The 19,477-nt window shown below is 44.3% G+C and carries 16 protein-coding genes; 7 read left to right on the plus strand and 9 right to left on the minus strand.

From position 1 onward, the window contains the following. The first annotated feature begins 311 nt into the window (after positions 1-311). Entirely contained in the window at positions 312-2,138 is a 1,827-nt protein-coding gene (gene rpoD / locus AMBT_RS14790) for an RNA polymerase sigma factor RpoD (RefSeq protein WP_013785437.1), read from the plus strand. Positions 2,139-2,389: 251 nt separating this feature from the next. On the opposite strand, the gene AMBT_RS14795 is transcribed toward rpoD, so the two are convergent. From AMBT_RS14795 to AMBT_RS14815, 5 genes are all read right to left on the minus strand, one after another. Then, the gene (locus AMBT_RS14795) at positions 2,390-4,009 is read right to left on the minus strand and encodes a methyl-accepting chemotaxis protein (RefSeq protein ID WP_013785438.1); all 1,620 of its coding nucleotides are present in this window, start codon (positions 4,007-4,009) and stop codon (positions 2,390-2,392) included. A gap of 149 nt (positions 4,010-4,158) precedes the next feature. Further along, positions 4,159-5,316 (minus strand): hypothetical protein, encoded by a 1,158-nt coding sequence (locus tag AMBT_RS14800; RefSeq protein WP_013785439.1) that lies wholly within the window; start codon positions 5,314-5,316, stop codon positions 4,159-4,161. 32 nt (positions 5,317-5,348) lie between these two features. Beyond that, positions 5,349-5,753, minus strand: a complete 405-nt coding sequence (locus AMBT_RS14805; protein WP_013785440.1) for a type 2 periplasmic-binding domain-containing protein — start codon at positions 5,751-5,753, stop codon at positions 5,349-5,351. 529 nt (positions 5,754-6,282) lie between these two features. Continuing rightward, on the minus strand, positions 6,283-9,393 hold the full coding sequence (locus tag AMBT_RS14810; RefSeq protein WP_013785441.1) for an efflux RND transporter permease subunit: 3,111 nt from the start codon (positions 9,391-9,393) through the stop codon (positions 6,283-6,285). 3 nt (positions 9,394-9,396) lie between these two features. Further along, complete coding sequence (locus AMBT_RS14815; protein WP_013785442.1) at positions 9,397-10,458, minus strand: efflux RND transporter periplasmic adaptor subunit; 1,062 nt, start codon at positions 10,456-10,458, stop codon at positions 9,397-9,399. Between the two features lie 145 nt (positions 10,459-10,603). Between AMBT_RS14815 and AMBT_RS14820 the strand changes: the two genes are divergently transcribed. The 5 genes from AMBT_RS14820 to AMBT_RS14840 all read left to right on the plus strand — a co-directional run bounded on the left by AMBT_RS14820 (position 10,604) and on the right by AMBT_RS14840 (position 14,961). Beyond that, positions 10,604-11,125: an NUDIX hydrolase gene (locus tag AMBT_RS14820; protein WP_013785443.1), complete on the plus strand. Its 522-nt coding sequence runs from the start codon at positions 10,604-10,606 to the stop codon at positions 11,123-11,125. Between the two features lie 116 nt (positions 11,126-11,241). Next, positions 11,242-12,009: a class II aldolase/adducin family protein gene (locus tag AMBT_RS14825; RefSeq protein WP_013785444.1), complete on the plus strand. Its 768-nt coding sequence runs from the start codon at positions 11,242-11,244 to the stop codon at positions 12,007-12,009. A gap of 66 nt (positions 12,010-12,075) precedes the next feature. After that, a complete protein-coding gene (locus tag AMBT_RS14830; RefSeq protein WP_013785445.1) occupies positions 12,076-13,260 on the plus strand; it encodes a mandelate racemase/muconate lactonizing enzyme family protein in 1,185 nt (394 codons plus the stop codon). Positions 13,261-13,324: 64 nt separating this feature from the next. Then, positions 13,325-14,611, plus strand: coding sequence for a hypothetical protein (locus AMBT_RS14835; RefSeq protein ID WP_013785446.1), 1,287 nt, complete (start codon positions 13,325-13,327; stop codon positions 14,609-14,611). Beyond that, complete coding sequence (locus tag AMBT_RS14840; protein ID WP_013785447.1) at positions 14,608-14,961, plus strand: hypothetical protein; 354 nt, start codon at positions 14,608-14,610, stop codon at positions 14,959-14,961. Before AMBT_RS14835 ends, AMBT_RS14840 begins: the two co-directional genes overlap by 4 nt. A gap of 54 nt (positions 14,962-15,015) precedes the next feature. Here AMBT_RS14840 and AMBT_RS14845 read toward each other — a convergent pair whose 3' ends face one another. Genes AMBT_RS14845 through AMBT_RS23080 form a run of 3 tightly spaced genes read right to left on the minus strand, consistent with a single transcriptional unit; the run spans position 15,016 to position 16,787 of the window. After that, on the minus strand, positions 15,016-15,885 hold the full coding sequence (locus tag AMBT_RS14845) for an amidohydrolase family protein (protein ID WP_013785448.1): 870 nt from the start codon (positions 15,883-15,885) through the stop codon (positions 15,016-15,018). After that, positions 15,882-16,631 carry an SDR family NAD(P)-dependent oxidoreductase gene (locus AMBT_RS14850; protein ID WP_013785449.1) on the minus strand — a complete coding sequence of 250 codons (750 nt, stop codon included), beginning with the start codon at positions 16,629-16,631 and terminating at the stop codon, positions 15,882-15,884. Before AMBT_RS14850 ends, AMBT_RS14845 begins: the two co-directional genes overlap by 4 nt. Before the next feature lie 27 nt (positions 16,632-16,658). Beyond that, the gene (locus AMBT_RS23080) at positions 16,659-16,787 is read right to left on the minus strand and encodes a hypothetical protein (RefSeq protein ID WP_013785450.1); all 129 of its coding nucleotides are present in this window, start codon (positions 16,785-16,787) and stop codon (positions 16,659-16,661) included. A gap of 89 nt (positions 16,788-16,876) precedes the next feature. Between AMBT_RS23080 and AMBT_RS14855 the strand changes: the two genes are divergently transcribed. After that, positions 16,877-18,637 carry an acyl-CoA dehydrogenase family protein gene (locus AMBT_RS14855; protein ID WP_013785451.1) on the plus strand — a complete coding sequence of 587 codons (1,761 nt, stop codon included), beginning with the start codon at positions 16,877-16,879 and terminating at the stop codon, positions 18,635-18,637. A gap of 139 nt (positions 18,638-18,776) precedes the next feature. On the opposite strand, the gene AMBT_RS14860 is transcribed toward AMBT_RS14855, so the two are convergent. After that, positions 18,777-19,322: a DUF3016 domain-containing protein gene (locus AMBT_RS14860; RefSeq protein ID WP_013785452.1), complete on the minus strand. Its 546-nt coding sequence runs from the start codon at positions 19,320-19,322 to the stop codon at positions 18,777-18,779. Between the last annotated feature and the right edge of the window lie 155 nt (positions 19,323-19,477).

Genomic DNA, 19,477 nt, shown 5'->3' on the forward strand with positions numbered 1-19,477 from the left:
GCTAATAACTGGCTAAAAAAACAGCCGTCAATCTGGTAAAACCATTAGTAATTCTGCTATACTGGCTAATTCGCTGCACGCAAGCTTATAAGCATAAATGTGAACAAATTTGCAGCAATGTCAGTAGCAATTATAAAGCCGAACAAAACGGGCAGAACCAAACCCGGGCAGGTGTGCACCGTTTAATATGACGTGACACCGAGCGGAAGCGGCATTGATACAACAGTAGTACTACAGAGAAATAATGTACATACCTCTTTGGTATGGGTATTTCTATTGCAAACTAATTGAATGTGAGAAGTGTAGGTTATATGGCGCAAAGCAAGCAGTCTCAGATTAAACTCCTGATTGCAAAAGGTAAAGAGCAAGGTTACTTAACCTTTGCAGAAGTTAACGACCACCTGCCGCAAGATATTGTCGATTCTGATCAAATTGAAGATATTATTCGCATGATCAACGACATGGGAATTCAAGTTTCTGAATCTGCTCCAGATTCAGACGAACTTCTCATGCAAGAAGCAACCGCCGATGAAGACGCAGCCGAAGCTGCGGCTCAAGCGCTTGCTACAGTAGAAAGCGAAATTGGGCGCACCACCGACCCTGTGCGTATGTATATGCGTGAAATGGGTACGGTTGAGCTTCTTACTCGTGAAGGCGAAATTGAAATTGCCAAGCGTATAGAAGATGGTATTAACCAGGTTCAGTGCTCTGTTGCTGAATACCCTGAAGCCATCACCTATTTGCTCGATCAATGGGACTTGTACGAAGCAGAAGAAATTCGCATTAGCGACATTATTTCTGGTTTTGTTGACCCGAATGATGATCAAGATCTTGCTCCTACGGCCACGCACATCGGCTCTGAACTTTCAGAAGAAGAACTGGAAGATGAAGATGATGACGATGATGAAGAAGACGAAGATGAAGGCGGTGTAGATCCTGAATTAGCCCGTGCTAAGTTTGGTGCACTTCGTGATCAATACATCAAAGCACGTGACGTTATCGAGAAGAAAGGCCGCTCTCATGCCGCCGCTCGTGAGCAAATCAATGCATTGAGTGAAGTTTTCAAAGAATTCCGTCTAGTGCCTAAGCAATTTGATCGTATGGTTAAAAACATGCGTTCAATGATGGACAAAGTGCGTATCCAAGAACGTCTTGTCATGAAGTTCTGTGTTGTTAACGCTAAAATGCCTAAGAAAGATTTCATTAAGGCATTTGCAGGAAACGAAACGTCTTCTGCTTGGTTAACAAAAGCGATTAAAGCTAACGCAGCTTATTCTGACGCATTAGCCGTTAATAAAGAAGAAATTGAACGCTGTATTAGCAAGATGAACCAGGTTGAACAAGAAACTGGTTTGGTTATTGCTGATATCAAAGACATCAACCGTCGTATGTCAATTGGTGAAGCAAAAGCTCGCCGTGCGAAGAAAGAGATGGTTGAAGCTAACTTACGTTTGGTTATTTCAATTGCTAAGAAATACACCAACCGTGGTTTGCAATTTCTTGACCTTATTCAGGAAGGTAACATCGGCCTGATGAAGGCGGTAGATAAGTTTGAATATCGCCGTGGTTATAAGTTCTCAACTTATGCTACCTGGTGGATTCGTCAGGCAATTACCCGTTCTATTGCCGACCAAGCGCGTACTATCCGTATTCCTGTGCACATGATTGAAACGATTAACAAACTTAATCGTATCTCTCGTCAAATGCTACAAGAAATGGGTCGTGAGCCAACACCTGAAGAATTATCTGAACGCATGCTTATGCCAGAAGACAAAATTCGCAAAGTGTTGAAAATTGCTAAAGAGCCAATCTCAATGGAAACGCCAATTGGCGATGATGAAGATTCGCATCTAGGTGATTTTATCGAGGACAGTACCATTATACAGCCCCTCGATTCTGCGACCGGCGGTAGCCTTAAAGACGCAACACAAGAAGTGTTGGCAGGGCTTACAGCACGTGAAGCGAAAGTACTTCGCATGCGTTTCGGTATCGACATGAATACTGACCATACACTTGAAGAAGTGGGTAAGCAGTTTGACGTTACCCGTGAGCGTATTCGTCAAATTGAAGCGAAGGCATTGCGTAAGCTACGTCACCCTAGTCGCTCTGAGCAGCTACGAAGCTTCTTAGACGAGTAGAATACTCGCGAGTAATAAAACAGTTAAAAATCCCCTGCTTTGTCAGGGGATTTTTTTTATCTGAATTAGCGCTAAGCGGTGGCACAAAATAGTCACTTGCAACAGCCAACATGGTTACTTGTCAAAGTAATTACGTTTCATTTGCGGCGCTAATTATTCAGTCGCTCGCAATTTGTACTGGGCGATACGACTTAATGCCAGATACAAAAACGCCCTCAATGTTGAGGGCGTTTTTAATGTTTGGTTAGCGGTTATACACGGAACTGCTTTGCTATCAATTCTAAATGCTGTGCTAAATCGGCAAGTTCGTTACACATAACACCTAATTCACCCGAACGACTAGAGGTTTGCTCTGTACGTTGGTGAATCTCTTCAACATGCCTAACAATGTCTACCGCCACTGTACGCTGATCTTCAGTGTTGTGCGCAATCTGTTCGTTCATTTGATTAATGCGACCGATTGTACTGGTTATCGTTTCTAAACTAACACCGGCTTTATTAGCTGTTTCAACACTATTGGTTGCTTGCTCGGTACCGCGAGACATCACTTCTACAGCCGAATGCGCTGCGCTCTGTAGCTGCTCAATGGTGCTTTGAATTTCTTCAGTCGATTGTTGGGTACGTGATGCTAATGTACGAACTTCATCAGCAACAACGGCGAAACCACGCCCTTGCTCGCCGGCTCTAGCGGCTTCAATAGCGGCATTAAGTGCCAGTAAGTTAGTTTGCTCAGCAATACCTTTAATCACGTCGAGTACCGAACCAACTTTATTAGAATCTGACTCAAGGCGCCCAATCACGTCAGCGGTTTCACGCACGTTTTCGGCTAACTGCTGAATACTAGAAACGGTTTGTTGTACTATTAGACGACCTTCGCCAGCAGCGCTAGTCGCTTCGTTAGCATCACCTGCAGCTTGCGCAGCACTGTGTGCCACACCGTCGACCGAACCACTCATGGTATCAACCGCTAGTTTGGCGTTTTGTGCAGACTGCTGTTGAATATCAATAGTGCGTTGAGTTTCTTCCGTTAGGCCGCGAAGGTTTTGCGCCAAGTTTGATAACGGCAAACTTGCCTCAACCACGTCTTTCACAACGCCTTGCAGTTTATCCATAAACTGGTTGAACCAATAAACCAGCTCACCAATTTCATCTTCACTTTTCGTTGCGATTCGAACCGTCAGGTCACCATTTTCCTGAGCAATATCTTTAAGCGAGCGTACGACGTCATCAATACTCTGCTTAATGCCACGAACGATGGGCACTGCAGTAGCAAACAATAATAAAGTAACGACAATAGTCATTACCACACCAGTACTAATTAACGAAGTATTCGCCGCATCGGTTTTGGCGAATGAAGCATCAAAAGCGGCCTGTTGCTCGTCTCTAAAATTCGACATAGAGGCAATAACGGCGTCATATGAACCGTTCATTTGCGACGATAATTGACCTAAACGGCTAAAATCAGCAGTGCCATCAACCATTGATTGAGAAACTCCGTAGGCCACTTCGAAGTAATCATCAAATCCCTGGGAAATCTTAGATATTGCAGAACCGAATTCAGGGCTAATTGCTTTAATCTCATCTAGCCCTGCTTTTGCATCTGAGGCTAACTCACTCGCAGCGCTTAATGTATCTTGATCGCCTGTGGTCACCGCGCTACTCAATGTATCTCTCACTTTTTGCATATCTACCAAGGTAGAGGCAGACAATTGAAGTGCGGGGAACTGAACCTTCTCAACTTTCTCTAGGGTGTCGCCATTGTTCAAAGCAACATAAACCGTAATTAAGAGGTAAATAATAAAGCTTAATGCAGCAATTCCCGGTATCAGGAAAATCTTTGTTGCGATGGGCATTTTTTTTAGAAAATTCATTTTTATCTCACCAATTACGTCACGTTACTTTAGGCACGGCCACAAAACATGGCTTTGTTATTCTATATCTTCACTTTCTCAAAAAACTTTAGAAATATCTTAGCCCCACTCATTACTGAGCGGGGCCTAAACTTTACTACAAACGAAGACTAGAAAGTGTAACTTGCGCCAACGCGTAATAGTGTTGCATCGTTCGCTTCATTTACATCGTCAGTATACCAAGTCACTTCGCTTTTAAGTGCAAAACCAGGCTCAACATCGTAACGCAATCCTAGCGTTACTGCTGATGTTCCCACTTCTTGCGCCGCAGCTATTTCAGCAAAATTTTGATATAAGGCAGAATAGGTTGCATCATCTACAGCATCGCCGGTCGCGATAGTAGAAGGAATACCGTTAAGGTACCCTAGTACATCATTAGCATCTGCATCTTTATATTCATAAGTAATATGCGGAGTGAATTTTCCGAAACGCATACCTGCCGTCACATACCAAGAAGCATCCCCTGCGATGGGCGCCCCATCGAAGTCAATCTGAGTATATTCCGCTCCTATGAACCAGTCGTACTTATCAATGCTAACCGCTAGTTCGATGAACTGCGTTGAATCTTCGTCGGTTAAAAAATTATTTGATAAAGCCGTCACCGCTGGAACAACAGAAGAAAACTGATTAAAGGCATTTGTTAAGGCGATTAAATCTTCGTTCGGGGCACTATATTCAGTGTGTGAATAAATCGAACGAATGTTGAACCAATCCAGGGTTGCCTCAAACGTCAGTCCAACAAGTTTTTCTGCTTCTATTGGGCCACTTTCTGCACGGCCTCCAAACACCTGTACAGAATACTCCCAATCACCATAGTAGTTGGTGTAATCATAGCGGACACCATCCATATTATCGAAAGGTACACCGTACACAGAATCTGGTGGCGTTATCCAGTGGTATGAGTAACCCACATCTAGTGATGCTGAATATTTAAACAATGGCATACGAATACGCCCGGCACTGATGCTCGAGTTATTTGAAAGTGCATAAGTCATGTATGCCCATTCGAAACTTGCATCGTAATCGTCACTTCCACGACCAACAAGTTGCGCTGTTGCAGAAAGCTTCTCACTAACATCACCACGAACTTGAAGTCCAAAAACACTCGCAGGGTCGAAATTAAAATCGCTATCGTAACCGTATAAAACTTCGTCATCATCTAGTGTCATACCACCAATAAGGTTGGCGAATCCATTGATTTTTATGTCTGCAACCGCCGGCATGGCAAGTAAGCTAGCAACTGATAAAAGGGCAAGTTTGGTTTTCATGTTGAATCCTTTAATATTTTTAAACTGTGTAATCAGAACGTGGCTACTACGCGTACGCTTCCGTCTACGGAGCCAGCATCTACATAGCCAATTGCACCTGGGTCTGCAGCAACAGCTGAAACCACCTCGGCGTCACTCCCTAATGTTTTAGGGGGCTGACCTTTCCCAGTAAAAACTAGTTTTGACCAAAACGCGGTAAGCTGAGACGCTGATTTATTCAGAACTTTACCGTTGAATTCATCTGTCGCAGCTTGCCCTTCAGCAAGCGCTAGCGGTACTGCTTTCGTGCCGTTTGGAAAAGCTTTCATTTTGTTAAGAAAGAGGCGGCTGATTGAATCTTTATCTAACGCATCACCATTGGATGGGTGAACTATCACTGCTACATCTGCAAAAGCCATGCTGCTGCACAAACTTGCTGCTAGTATCCACTGTTTCATTACATGTCCTCTAAGTCGTATTTGTTTCGGTAGCGCGATTTAAGAACGTTAATTTTCAATTCGCAACACCGATATGCTTATTTTTTAAGCTTACTCATACAGATATCTTCCTGCTTAAAGATTAAGATAAGTATTAGCAAGGATTGGAAAAACTGCCAACTGAGATACGAAAAAATTTTTGTATAAAATTTCTGTAAGTTCAGTCTGGCTTTAAAAAGTAGGCGCAGTTTAGGGAAGAAGGGCGTAGAAGCAACTATACTAAAGGATAAGCGTAACGGTAGGGGTCACTAATTCATACGTGAAAATAATTAAGGCTTAGCGGATAAACAAACAAAAACCAATAAAATCATATAGATACCAACAAATAAAAAATTTCACTTAGGAGTGTCGAACGATATTAATGTATAAAAACATATACCTTAATATCGTACGACTTTTTGAACTTTTCAATACTTCTTAGTTATTCACTACGTATAGATGAATTGAATAGGCGTTTAATAAACACGCTTTTGCTCATAGTAAAACAGACTTAGTTTTCTTCTCCTTTACGGTAGGGAATTTCAACTTCTAAGCGTTCTATCTCAGTGGTTCTTTGCTGTGGTGAGCCTGTATTTCGGGCCAGCCAACTGTAAGCGGTAGGCACTACGTATAAGGTCATGAATGCTGAAACCAGCACGCCTGCAGCGATAACCATACCAATAACCATGCGACTTTCCGCGCCAGGCCCTGAAGCAAACACTAAGGGCAAAGAACTAAATACCGTCGTAAAACCAGTCATAACGATAGGGCGAAGACGTTGAGCGGCTGCCCGTCGTAGCGCATCTTCGAAGTTCATACCTGCATCGCGAAGTTGATTCGCAAACTCCACAATCAAAATACCGTTCTTCGCAGCAAGACCAATCAACATAACCAGCCCTATTTGGCTATAAATATTAAGTGTCATACCGGCAAAATAGAGGCCAATAAAAGCACCTATTAGCGCAAGAGGTACGGTTAACATGATGACTAGCGGGTGTATCCAGCTTTCAAATTGCGCAGCAAGGATCAAGTATGTGACTGCAAGCGCCAGCATGAACACATAGATAAATGAATTTCCTTGTTCTTGATAAAGCTGTGACTCACCTTTGTAGTCGATAGAGACATTATCAGGTAGCTCTGTGCGTACGATATTCTCGAGGTAAGCTAAGCCTTCTCCTAACGTGTAGTCGCCGGCAAGGTTGGCTGAAATGGTCACAGCACGCATACGGTTATAGCGATTTAAACGAGAGGACGTTGCCTGCTCTTCGAAAGTAAGCAAGTTGTCCATGGGAATAAGCTCGCCGCTTCTGGAAGAGCGAACATAAAGATTATCGATACTATTTGGACTTCTGAAATCAGCTTCTATACCCTCGATAATAACATCGTACTCTTCGCCTCTATCTAAAAATGTGGATACCGTACGTTGCCCTAACATCACTTCTAAGGTACGGCCAATATCACTTATAGACACACCTAAATCAGCTGCCCTGTCTCTGTCTATATTGACCAACAACTGAGGTGATGTTTCTTTATAGTCAGAGTCGATACGAACTAACTTTCGATTTTCTGACGCTTTTTCGATTAGGATGTCACGCCACTCAACTAAGTTCTCATAAGTGTCACCTTGCAAGACGAATTGCACTGGGCGGCCGAAACCTGCGCCTGAAATACCACTTCGCATGATGGCAAATGCTCTTACATCTGGCACGACATCAAGCTTCGCACTGATTTCATCCATCAATGAGAAGGTGCTAAAGTCACGTTCATCCCAATCAGCAGAGCCAATAATAGCCATACCTGCATTATTCCCAAACCCAGGTGTACGTACCAGTAATCTGCCTATTTCACCACTTTCACGGTAAGGCATTAGAATGTCTTCGATAAGTTTTAAATTAGCTGCATTGCTTTCGAAACTAGCCCCTTCTTGCGAATTCATTAAAATATAAAAATTACCGCGATCTTCTTTTGGCACAAATTCGCTAGGTAACTTTTCTGATATTTGCACTAATGCCACCACTGAAACAATCAGCAATAACACCATGATAAACGGCTGGTGAATAGTACTTCCTAGGCTTTTGAAATAGCGATTTTCTAGGGCATGAAAACGCTTATCCATCCACGCCCCGAATCCTGCTGAACGGGTACGCTTTTTCAGAATTTTCGAGGCCATCATGGGCGATAGGGTTAATGCGGTGAAACTAGAAAACGCCACAGCAGCAGCAATAGCTAAGGCAAACTCAGTAAACAAACGCCCTACATTACCTTCTAAAAACACCAAGGGCACAAATACAGAAATCAATACCAGGGTAGTAGCAATAACTGCAAAACCCACCTCTCTAGCGCCTCGAAAAGCGGCTAATATAGGGGGCTCGCCCATTTCTATACGACGGGAAATATTCTCAAGTACCACAATAGCGTCATCTACCACCAGCCCAATCGCCAACACCATGGCCAGTAAGGTAAGTAGGTTGATAGAGAAGCCTAATGCATACATCACAATAAATGCTGCGACTAGAGATACGGGTACGGTGACCGCGGGAATAAGTGTGGCGCGTACATTGCCTAAGAAAAGATAAATAACAATCACCACCATAAGCATGGCTATGGCAAGGGTTTCATAAACTTCGTTAATCGATGCTTCAATAAATACCGATGAGTCGTAGCTAGGCACAATGAAAATATTGTCCGGCAAGGTTTCTTCAATTTTTCTGATTTGCGCTTTTGCTGAGCGTGCAACATCTAAGGTATTGGCTTTTGATTGCTTAATAATGCCCAAACCAATCATGTTAACGCCGTCACCTCTAAACTCGGTTTCGTCGTCTTCAGCCGCTAACTCTACGTTCGCAATTTCCCCCAAGCGAACAAGGTATCCATCGTCCCCTACCGCTACGGTTAACGCCGCAAAATCTTCTGGCGATAAGAACGTACGTGCTACACGCACTTCAAAGTTTCTATCTAGCGATTCTACTTCACCGGCGGGAAGTTCAACGTTCTCGGAACTAATAACGCTTTCAACATCGGCAACGGTTATGCCGCGGGCAGCCATCGCGTTTCTATCAAGAAACACTTTCATGGCATAGCGACGACCACCGCCAATTTGAACCCGTGCTACTCCATCGGCTACCGAGAGGCGGTCAACTAAGAAACGCTCTGCGTAGTCGGTAAGCTCCATGGTATTAAGGTTTGTACTGCGCAGGTTGTACCACACAATAGCGCTTTGATCAGAGTCGGCCTTTGAAACTTCTGGGGGATCGGCCTGATCAGGCAGGTTGTTCAGTGCCCGACTCACTCGCTCTCGCACATCGTTGGCTGCAGCGTCAATATCTCGGGATAATTTAAATTCGATGGTGATATCAGAGCGCCCATTGGTGGACGTTGAAGTAATATTTTTAATCCCTTCAATACCCGAAATCCTGTCTTCGAGTAATTGGGTTATGCGCGTTTCAACAATATTGGCTGATGCGCCTGTGTATTTGGTGGAAACCGAGACGATAGGCGGGTCAATGTCTGGGTATTCACGAAGGGCCAACATAGAAATGGCGACCACACCAAATATAATCAGCAGTAGGTTGATAACCGTTGCAAATACCGGCCTTTTTACTGAAATGTCAGATAACAACATGACTTAACCCTCATTGTTACGGTTAAGAACGTTAACAGCCGACTGGTCGCGTACTCTAAGGGTGCCTTCCGTTATGACTTCATCTCCGGCTTTAAGGCCTGAAACAATTTGGACAATACCGGGTCGGCGCTCGCCAATAACCACTTCACGCTGATGGGCCACGTCATCTTCCACTACATACACATATTGAATATCTTGCACGGGCACTAAAGCTTTCTCAGGAAGGATAAGCGTATCAAGCACACGTTTTTCAACCACGATGGTAAGTAGCATACCCGGTCGTAATCGTTGGTCTTTATTATCGATAATTGCGCGTACGCTAATAGCACGGCTAATGGGGTCTAATCGGGTATCAATATGCGTAATTTCACCGCTAAACGTTTCACCCGGATAGGCCACTGATGTAGCAGAAACCTTCTGACCTTTTGCTACACTCGCCAACTGGTTTTCGGCAATACTGAAATCAACTTTTACTACGCTAATATCATCAAGAGTAGTAATAACACCTGCGGGCTGCACTAATGAACCGATGCTAACTTGTCGTGCACCCAGCACGCCTGAAAATGGCGCGCGTATTTGCAAATCATCAACCTGTGCTTCAGCGATGTCTAACTGCGCTTCTAGTCCTTTTACGCGTGCTTGTTGTTCATCAAGCAACTGTTCTGATGCCGCGCTAGACTCACGTAAGTTGAAAATACGGGTGTACTGGCGCTTAGCTTCATCAATGTTGGCGCGCAATTCAGCCACCCGAGCCAACTCTTCATTATTGTTTAGCTGAATAAGCACTTGGCCGGCCTTCACACTATCGCCATCTTCGAAGTTAACCGAGCGCACGGTTTCGGTAACTTGCGCTGTTACTGCTATCGATTCGTTCGCTCTGGCAGTACCAAGGGCTTCAATGGTTATTGCCATTGCGCCTTGTTCTACCAAAATGGTTTTCACTGTTGTGGGTAGTGGACCGCCTTTTTTCACCTGTTCTTCTGCAGGTAAGTTTAAATAGACAACCACAGCCGCTAACAATAAAGCCCCTATTAATAATGGAGATAGTAATTTGCGTGAAGACATAACCTTTCCTATTGGTAAATATGCACCACATGATAAAGTAACCAAGTTGGTGCATTAACGAGATTCAGGGTCGCGTTCAAACCAAAACCTTTATCTACGTTTTTATTATTATTAATTTTTTCTGAATAGTATTTTACCCAAACTAATGAGTATCAATTTTCGCTTATCATCCATTTTGGTAGTTTTAACGTTTTTTGGATGTACAAAGACGGTACCTGAAGCGCCTTTTTGCCGAAGCACGAATAACGAGGAGCATATTCAAAATGCTGCTGCATGCATCATTAAAGTGCAAGACAAAGCGCTTTTGATTAAACATCGTCTTTCAAACCGTTTAGATTTCCCTGGTGGCGGAAAAAAAGAGGGTGAATCACTAGTTTGCGCAGCCCACCGAGAAACATGGGAAGAAACAGGTTTCAATGTCGAGGTAGGTGAAAAATTGGCCGTTACACAAAATGGTCTCGCGCTATTTGAGTGTACATTAAATGCTGGGGTAGAACACTTGCCAGATGTGTTTGATGCGCCGCCATGGGCAAAACTAGAAGTGATTGAACTGGTAAAGGTCGATCCCTTTTTGCTCACCCATGTTCAACTTCGCTTTCCTGATGATCTAATTGCGTTTCGCGATAGCTTTAATAAAATTAAAACTAGCCAGTCCCAGCAAGAATAACGTGCGTTTGGTTGTGCCAATGCCCTTGCTTTGGTAATTTGATTACCCGCTGTTATTAGAAGGGGTTAAGCCATCATTATCTTCATGTTTAGCCTACGATATTTAGGAGACAGGCCGTGTATTCATTAGCTCCTCTTAGCCTTAAAGGCAAAGTGTCTGAAATAGAATGGCAAACCCGCGTCGATTTAGCCGCATGCTATCGACTGGTTGCGGATATGCGTTGGGGCGATCTTATCTATACGCATATTTCGGCAAAAGTTCCCGGCACCGACCATTACTTAGTTAACGCTTTTGGGTTAGGATTTGACGAAGTAACCGCGTCTAATCTTGTAAAAGTTGATCTTGAAGGTAATATCCTTGATGACTCGCCTTACCAAATAAACCCCGCCGGATTTACTATCCATAGTGCCATTCACGAGGTTCGACACGATGCAATGTGCGTTATTCACTTGCACACACTCGCCACCATTTCTGTGGCATCGGTAAAAGGCGGATTAAAGCCTTGGAGCCAGTATTCTTTATTTTCACTTCCCTCGCTGTCGTACCATAGTTATGAAGGTTTGGCAGTAAATGACAGTGAAAAGAAAAGCCTTCAAGATGATTTAGGCGATACCAACCATATGCTACTGCCTAATCACGGAGGGTTAACTGTCGGCCCCACCGTAGGCGATGCTTTCATGCGCTTTTATGATTTACAAAGAGCCTGTGAAATTCAGCTGGCGCTCATGCAGTCGAACGAAGAAGTTATTGATATACCGCAGCCTATTATTGACGGCATTTATCAGCAAGCCAGCGTAGTGCACAGTGGTGAAACCGGCGGCCAGAAGGCCTGGCCCGCCATGCTAAGAAAAGCCTATAAGCTCGACCCTGGCTTTTGTGAATAATCCATATTATGCGTCGTTGCCAGTGCCGCTAGCGACGACTACAAACAGACAATAGAGAAACCATAAATGAAAGTAACCAAAGTAGAAATATTTGATATTGAGTGCCCAAAGCGCCCAGCGTGGAACCCTGTTTTCGTACGAGTGTATACCGATGAAGGCATTACCGGTGTCGGTGAAGCAGGCTTAGCTTACGATTGGGGTCATAGTGCCGCAGCGCACATGATAAAAGAAATTGCAGAAGCCATGCTAATTGGCTTCAACCCGTTCCACACTGAGCTATTGTGGTCGCGTATGTTACGTGAAGGCTTTTGGGGCTTAGGTGGTGGACCTGTTATTTATGCAGCAATGAGTGCCATTGATACTGCGCTTTGGGACATTAAAGGCAGAGCCCTAGGCTTGCCCGTGTACGAGCTATTGGGCGGGAAAACCAACGGCAAGCTACGCAGCTATGCTAGCCAATTGCAGTTCGATTGGGATAAAGAAGTGACTAAGCTTAACGATCCTGCTGACTATGCACGCGCGACCGAAAAAGCATTAAAAGACGGCTACGATGCGGTAAAAGTAGACCCTATTGTTTACGATAAAGATGGCGTGACCCATTTCGACCGCACCAAGCTTTTTTCTAAGCCAGAATTAAAGCTATTTAAAGCCCGCTTGCAAGCCATACGCGACACCATGGGTGAAGACGGCGATATTATTTTTGAATGCCACAGCTTGTTAGGGGCATCTACCGCCATCCAGCTTGGTGATATTGTTGAAGAGATTGGCTGCTTGTATTACGAAGAACCCGTCAATTACTTGAATTCAAAACTCCACGATAAAGTGGCTAAAAATGTAAACGTACCGATTGCTGGTGGTGAACGCTTGTATCATCGCTGGGACGTGCGCCCTTATTTAGAAGACCAATCTATCGATGTACTGCAGCCTGACGTAGGCTTGTGTGGCGGTTTTACTGAAGCGAAAAAAGTATGTGATTATGCTGATATTTATGACGTACGCATTCAAGCCCATGTATGTGGCGGCCCTGTGGCAACAGCAGCAAGCTTACACTTAGAAACCGCAATACCTAACTTCTTAATTCACGAACATCACACTTACGCCATTAAAGACTGGAACCGCGAGCTTTGTTTACAAGACCCACAGCCAGTAAACGGCTTTATTGAAGCGCCAGATACCCCTGGATTAGGTATCGACTTGAACGATGAGATTGTTTACCGCTCACCTCACATGACAGTAACAGAGCTTAAATAACGAAACACATAGATTGGGGCAATGGTTTTCTTTGCCCCGCCTGTTTTCAAGGATAAGAAGAAGTATGTCAGCCTCGCCTTCCCCATCGGCTTTATTGTGCTCACCACCGGTCTCTATTGTTACTTATACGCCTATCGCGTTAACTCGTAAATTCAGCGCGCTTACGCCGTCTTTAGCTAGCAAAGTTGAAGAAGTCATGCACAGCCAAGATTGGGTGCTTAACCAAGAAAGTAAGCTGGACATGGGCTATGTATCTACCGACTCAGACTTATTAAGCCCCATGTTTACCCCATTGGTAAAACTTGAAATTGACCGCGAAAGCCCGGCGTTTCAGCATGCATTTTCAACTTTAGAAGAAATAGGCCTTAAGCTTCAGGGTTTGAATTTACGGTTATATCAAACGGGTATTGCTACACTACAAGCTACATTGGCCCCCACATCCGAGGCACAGCTCACTGTGTGTTGGCAAAAGATTGAAAACAGAGATATCGAACAACGCCTGTCTTTAATTTTACAAGCGGCAGGCGGTGTCATGATTAACGTGTTAAACACCAGCTTCGATACACTGAGTAAACGCTGTAAATTACTGACCTCTGAACTCACCGACAGTGACGCGGTATTGTGGACCGGACGTTGTTATATTACTCGCGTTCCAGAGTCTACTGAGGAAGCCATACAAGCCTTTACAATTATTCACGAATGTCCGCCAACCGACTATGAAGATAATGAAGCTTTCTTTCGTTCGGGAAATTGCCTATTTTTAAACAATGATATTTCGCTGTCGCTGGATAACCGACGGGTTTTGTTTTTGCTTCAGCACTACAATGCGATGTTGTATGCCTATCAACAATCGATGAGCAGCGCCTATCATCAACTGCAATCACTAAAGGCACTATCGTCGAGCAGACGCAGGAAAGCCCTGGAAAAGTTGATCCAGCGCATGGTTTCAATCAGAACCCTAGAGTATATTCGATTGGAGTTTTGCGATTCGCTTCGAGGCCTGCAAGGAAGTCGAAAGCCACTCGCGAACGCACTTATAGATGCATGGGAAATTAATGCGGTAGAAGACAGTTTACTCGATAGGGCAGCCTATATTAATAACGCCATATCAAGTTACGAGAACCAACTTAATCGTGCTATAAATAAATCGATTGAAGTAATACTCATGCTAATTGGGGGTATTTCTTTGGTGGATATTACCAACAACTTTGTCGCAGCGTCACAATCTGTGAAGCACGATTCAACGTGGGGTATCTACGATATTTTCTCGCTAATGTCATCTGAAAATACGGTTAACCTAGCCTTAATAGCGGTGCTATTAATGGCCTTACTATTTGCGAAGAACAAATGAATAAGCGCACAAAATTTACCATCATACTGACACCAGGCACACATGCTTACGAGCCCGTGAAACACGCATTAAATGAATACTTATCTACTTATTATGGTGGGTGTACACACATTGATTGTGAAGGTTCATGGCGCGAAGATGCCTGCGAATTCAAACCCCGCTACGACGCCAGTTTAATTACTGAGAAATCGCTATGTGTGTGGTGCGCGGTAATGCCAGATAAAGCAGAGCGCTTTGTGGATGAACTTCGTGCATTCCTCACTATCTTGAAAAAGCAGCAAAACGCAGAATTTAGCTTTATTCATATAGAGAGCCAGACGGTGGCCGCCCACCATCAACTTATAGACTAATGCTTAGCACACGCGTGTAAAGTGGCGGCTTAGAATAATGGCGGACACAGCCCTTTAAATATCTAGACCATACCAACGGGCGGTATTATTTGCCAACAGGCTGCGTTTCGCGTCAAGGGTAAACGGCGCCAGCATTTTTTCATATTGTAGCCACAGCTCTTGATAACTGTGGCGCCAGTTAGAAAGTGGAAAATTACTTGCTAACATTACTCGCGACACGCCAAATATAGCGACTGTTTCAACGACTACATTTTGCACACTGCGCCTATGCCAGTTTCTGCAATGCATTTCCCACCCTGAGAGTTTTACCGCCACACGAGAACACTGAGCAAGTGCTTCCATATTAATACGCCACTGCTTAACGTAGGCAGCGGTAACGGCAGAACCTAACAGCGCTGAGCCTGCATGATTAATAATGACTGACAGTGCCGGTAATGCCTCTAGCAAGCTTAGTAATGCCCTTACCGCTTTGCCGTCGCCCACATCCAATTGGGCATCGAAAGACAATCCATATTCACTACTACGCTTAAGCGCATGCTTTGTTTTAGGGTGGGTTAATATAGAGGCGGCTTGTTCATCTAAAATATGCCGAAGGCCTGCCACTGACATGAACCCTGCTAATGTTTCAATATGAGACAAGGTGCTTTCACTAGTCAAGTCGATACTGGCAACGCTTTTAAACGGCAGTTGGGCATGCTGTTCTAAATAACGGATTTCACGCCAAGGGCGTTCATTGTCGAACCCTGCCTCAACATGCACGTATCCCGCAAGGGTATGACCGCGAGAAAGTGTTAAGCTTCTTTCATCACACGGCAACGCAATGGCTTGCTTATCCTGCCAATACGGCGGGTTTTGGGGCTTGAGCCAGTGGTAATCACCCGCCTCTAGGGCAAAAAAATGTAAGTGACCATCGACGATATTCACTTGGCGGTATAACCGCCATCAACAGCATGCAAGCTACCGGTAATAAAGGTCGCTTTTTCACTGCAAAGAAAATACACCAGTTCAGACACGTCTTCGGGTTGGCCGATACGGCCAATAGGTTGCTCGGCGGCTTCTTGGGCTACAACTGCAGTTTTATCGGCGCCAGAAGCCGCAACGTACTTATCAATGGCGTGGTGAAACAAAGGCGTTTCAATCGTACCTGGGCATACCGCGTTAGCCCTAATATTGAAAGGGGCATAATCCAATGCCGTGGTTTTCGCCATAGACGCTAAAGCAGACTTTGTTAACCCATAGGCAAAAGAGTTTTGTTTACCCACAAAACACTGATCTGACCCCATCACCACAATAGCCCCGCTTTTTTGTGCTTTCATGGTAGGTAATGAGGCTTTAATTGCACCGTACGCGCCCTTAATGTTTAGGCTCATTACCTTATCAAGCAATGCTTCATCGGTGTCTTCAATGGTTGCCGACACGTGCATGCCTGCATTACAGACCAATGCATCTATCCGGCCATATTTCACCGCAATATTGTCGATAGCATGTCGCACCTGCTCCATGTTACTGACATCACACGCCACCCATTCAGTATTAATTGGTGTGTCGTCAAAATCTCTCACATCTAGGTTTATCACGCGGTAGTCATTTTCACTAAAGGTATGACAAACCGCTAACCCTATTCCTAAACTTCCGCCGGTAACGACACAAACTGATTGCCCGTGGCTCATGAGTACTCTACTTCTTAATACTTGGCATTAACGATAGTTATAGGATGCCAGCGAGCTATTGAAAAGCAAGCTTTGCCAAAGATTATGGTGGCGCGGTAATGAAAATTGAAAGGCATTGAGCAGTTGTTGTGCAAATACAGCGATATTATTTTTCATTAACTTTCCCTTAACGGGCTACTCTGTCTATGCTTTTTGTGTCTATAATGTGGCAAAATTAAAACACTTGTTTGAAAAGGGAGTCTTCTATGCCTCTGTACCACGCCCCTACTACCGATTTTCAGTTCCTACTTAAGGACTGGTTGGGCCTAGATGCCCACTATGAAAAATTGGGTATCAGCGATTTTGATAGCGAACTGGCCAACGAAATCATTGCACAAGGCGCTAAATTCGCCATTGATGTTGTTGCACCATTAAACCGTGAAGGTGATGAAGAAGGCTGTAAGCTGGAAGACGGAAAAATCACCACACCGAAAGGCTTTGCCGACGCATATCAAGAGTATGTAGCAAATGGCTGGAACGCCATGTTAGGTACGGCTGAATATGATGGACAGGAACTTCCCTACACCATGGCGGTGCCTGTGCATGAAATGCTAAATGCTGCAAATCTAAGCTGGCGTTTAACAACTATGCTAACAGAAAGCGCCACTTTGGCGGTGACTAAACATGCTAGCAAGGAATTGAAAGACAAGTATCTCGCTAAACTCATCAGCGGTGAGTGGACAGGTACGATGAACTTAACCGAACCGCATGCTGGCACCGACCTTAGCTTACTTAGCACTAAGGCAGAACCGCAAGGTGACGGAAGCTATAAAGTTACCGGTAATAAAATCTTCATTACTGCAGGCGATCAAGACTGGAGCAGCAATGTTATTCACTTGGTACTCGCTCGCTTACCCGATGCGCCTAAGGGCGTAAAAGGCATTAGCTTGTTTTTAGTACCCAAGCTAATGCTTGATGAAAATAACGAGCCAGGTGAACCAAACTCCTTGTCTGTGGGCAGTATTGAACACAAGATGGGTATTAAAGCGAGTCCGACTTGCGTGATGAACTTCGACGACGCCACAGGCTGGCTAGTGGGTGAAGAAAATCAAGGCTTAGCCTGTATGTTCACTATGATGAACGACGCACGCTTCCAAGTTGGCTTGCAAGGATTAGGCGCTGCAGAAGCCTCTTACCAAGGTGCGTTAACGTATGCCCGCGAGCGCGTTCAATCTCGTGCGCCACAAGGCATTCAAAACCCTGATGGCAAAGCCGATCCTATTGTATTTCAGCCTGATGTAGCCCGTATGCTACTTACGCAAAAATCACAAATTGAAGGTAGCCGCGCACTGTCTTTGCTATACGCAAAGTACATGGATATAGAAAAATTAGGCACTGACGAAGAAAAAGAAAATGCTGATAAAGTCTTGCAGTTTCTTACGCCAATTTGCAAAGCCTACATGACAGATATGGGCCTTGAAACTACCAGCATTGGGGTGCAAGTTTTTGGTGGTCATGGATTTATTCGTGAGTGGGGCATGGAGCAATTGATGCGTGATGTACGTATCGCTATGCTGTATGAAGGCACCAATGGTATTCAGGCATTAGATTTAATTGGCCGTAAATTAACCCGTGATGGCGGACAAATGATGGAAGCCACGTACCAAGCTTTTGCACAGTTAGTGGCTGATATTAGCGATGCTGAAAACAAAGGACTGGCACAAGGCTTACTTGACGATTGGCGTGCATCATCGGCTGACTGCCTAGGTATGGATGGCACCACTGCGGCAGCGGCGGCAGCCGATTACTTAGCCTATTCTGCCTACTCGCTAATTGGTGTGCTGTGGTACAGCATGGCAGATAAAGCAGCGAGCACAGATAACGCTGTGCTAGCTTCTTCTAAGCAGAAAACCCGTGATTTCTACATGCAACGTATATTGCCTCGTCGCAATGCGCACAAACAAGCGTACTCAGCAGGGTATGAAAGCACACTCGCGGTATCTGGCAGTGAGTTCGATTATATTTAATGTTCATTGTTAACTAAAAAAACCGCCTATCAAGGCGGTTTTTTATTATCTTTAATATAGTAAAACAGCTGAAACAAAACCGTTAATGAGCAGTCTTACTACCGCTCATTGGCGCGAGTATGGACGGTTGTTCGTTGTGTTAATGGTTACTCACTACACTTTTTGCAACTGTATCGTTGAACGTATCGTTGAACCAATCTTCAATCATGTTCTTTTCGTAAACTAGATTATCATTAGATAGTCTACGATTAACGGTATTCATGAACATCATATCTTTTATTTTAACGTCTTCACTTTTAAGCACCGTGTTGTCACTATCTGAAAGTACATATGAGAATGACATTCTAGGTATGTCTATTTCCTTAATGATCCTAACATCGGCAGCGGACTGCCCCATTCCAACAAAAGAGGCTGGCCAAACCTGACCCGCCAAATCTAAGTCTGTTACGGTAATTGACAGCTTTTGATCTTCGGGAAGTTTTTCAGCGAGTTCAGTGAAAAACTCATCAAGCTCTTTAAAAGTGCGTTCTCTAAAGCGAGTTCGAGATTCGTTCGATGGTTTAACATCTCGGTAAGACTTTGGCTCTTCCCAGGTTACTTCAACCTGCGCTGCTTGCAAGACACCAGACACTCCCACGCTGGCGAGCAAAAGCGTACATAAACCGGTTAACTTAGCTATTTTCATGTGACCCCCTACCTCGTTTATAAAAACCCGGTATTAGTCAGCTACAAGACTGAGTAAACGGGTAACGGCGCTTAATGAAGCATGGCTTCAACTTATAGCAGCATTACTACTTTTATCACAACTATATGCTCAATAGTAGCACAGGAAGCTGAACG

Source organism: Alteromonas naphthalenivorans (genome assembly GCF_000213655.1).
Classification (GTDB): domain Bacteria; phylum Pseudomonadota; class Gammaproteobacteria; order Enterobacterales; family Alteromonadaceae; genus Alteromonas; species Alteromonas naphthalenivorans.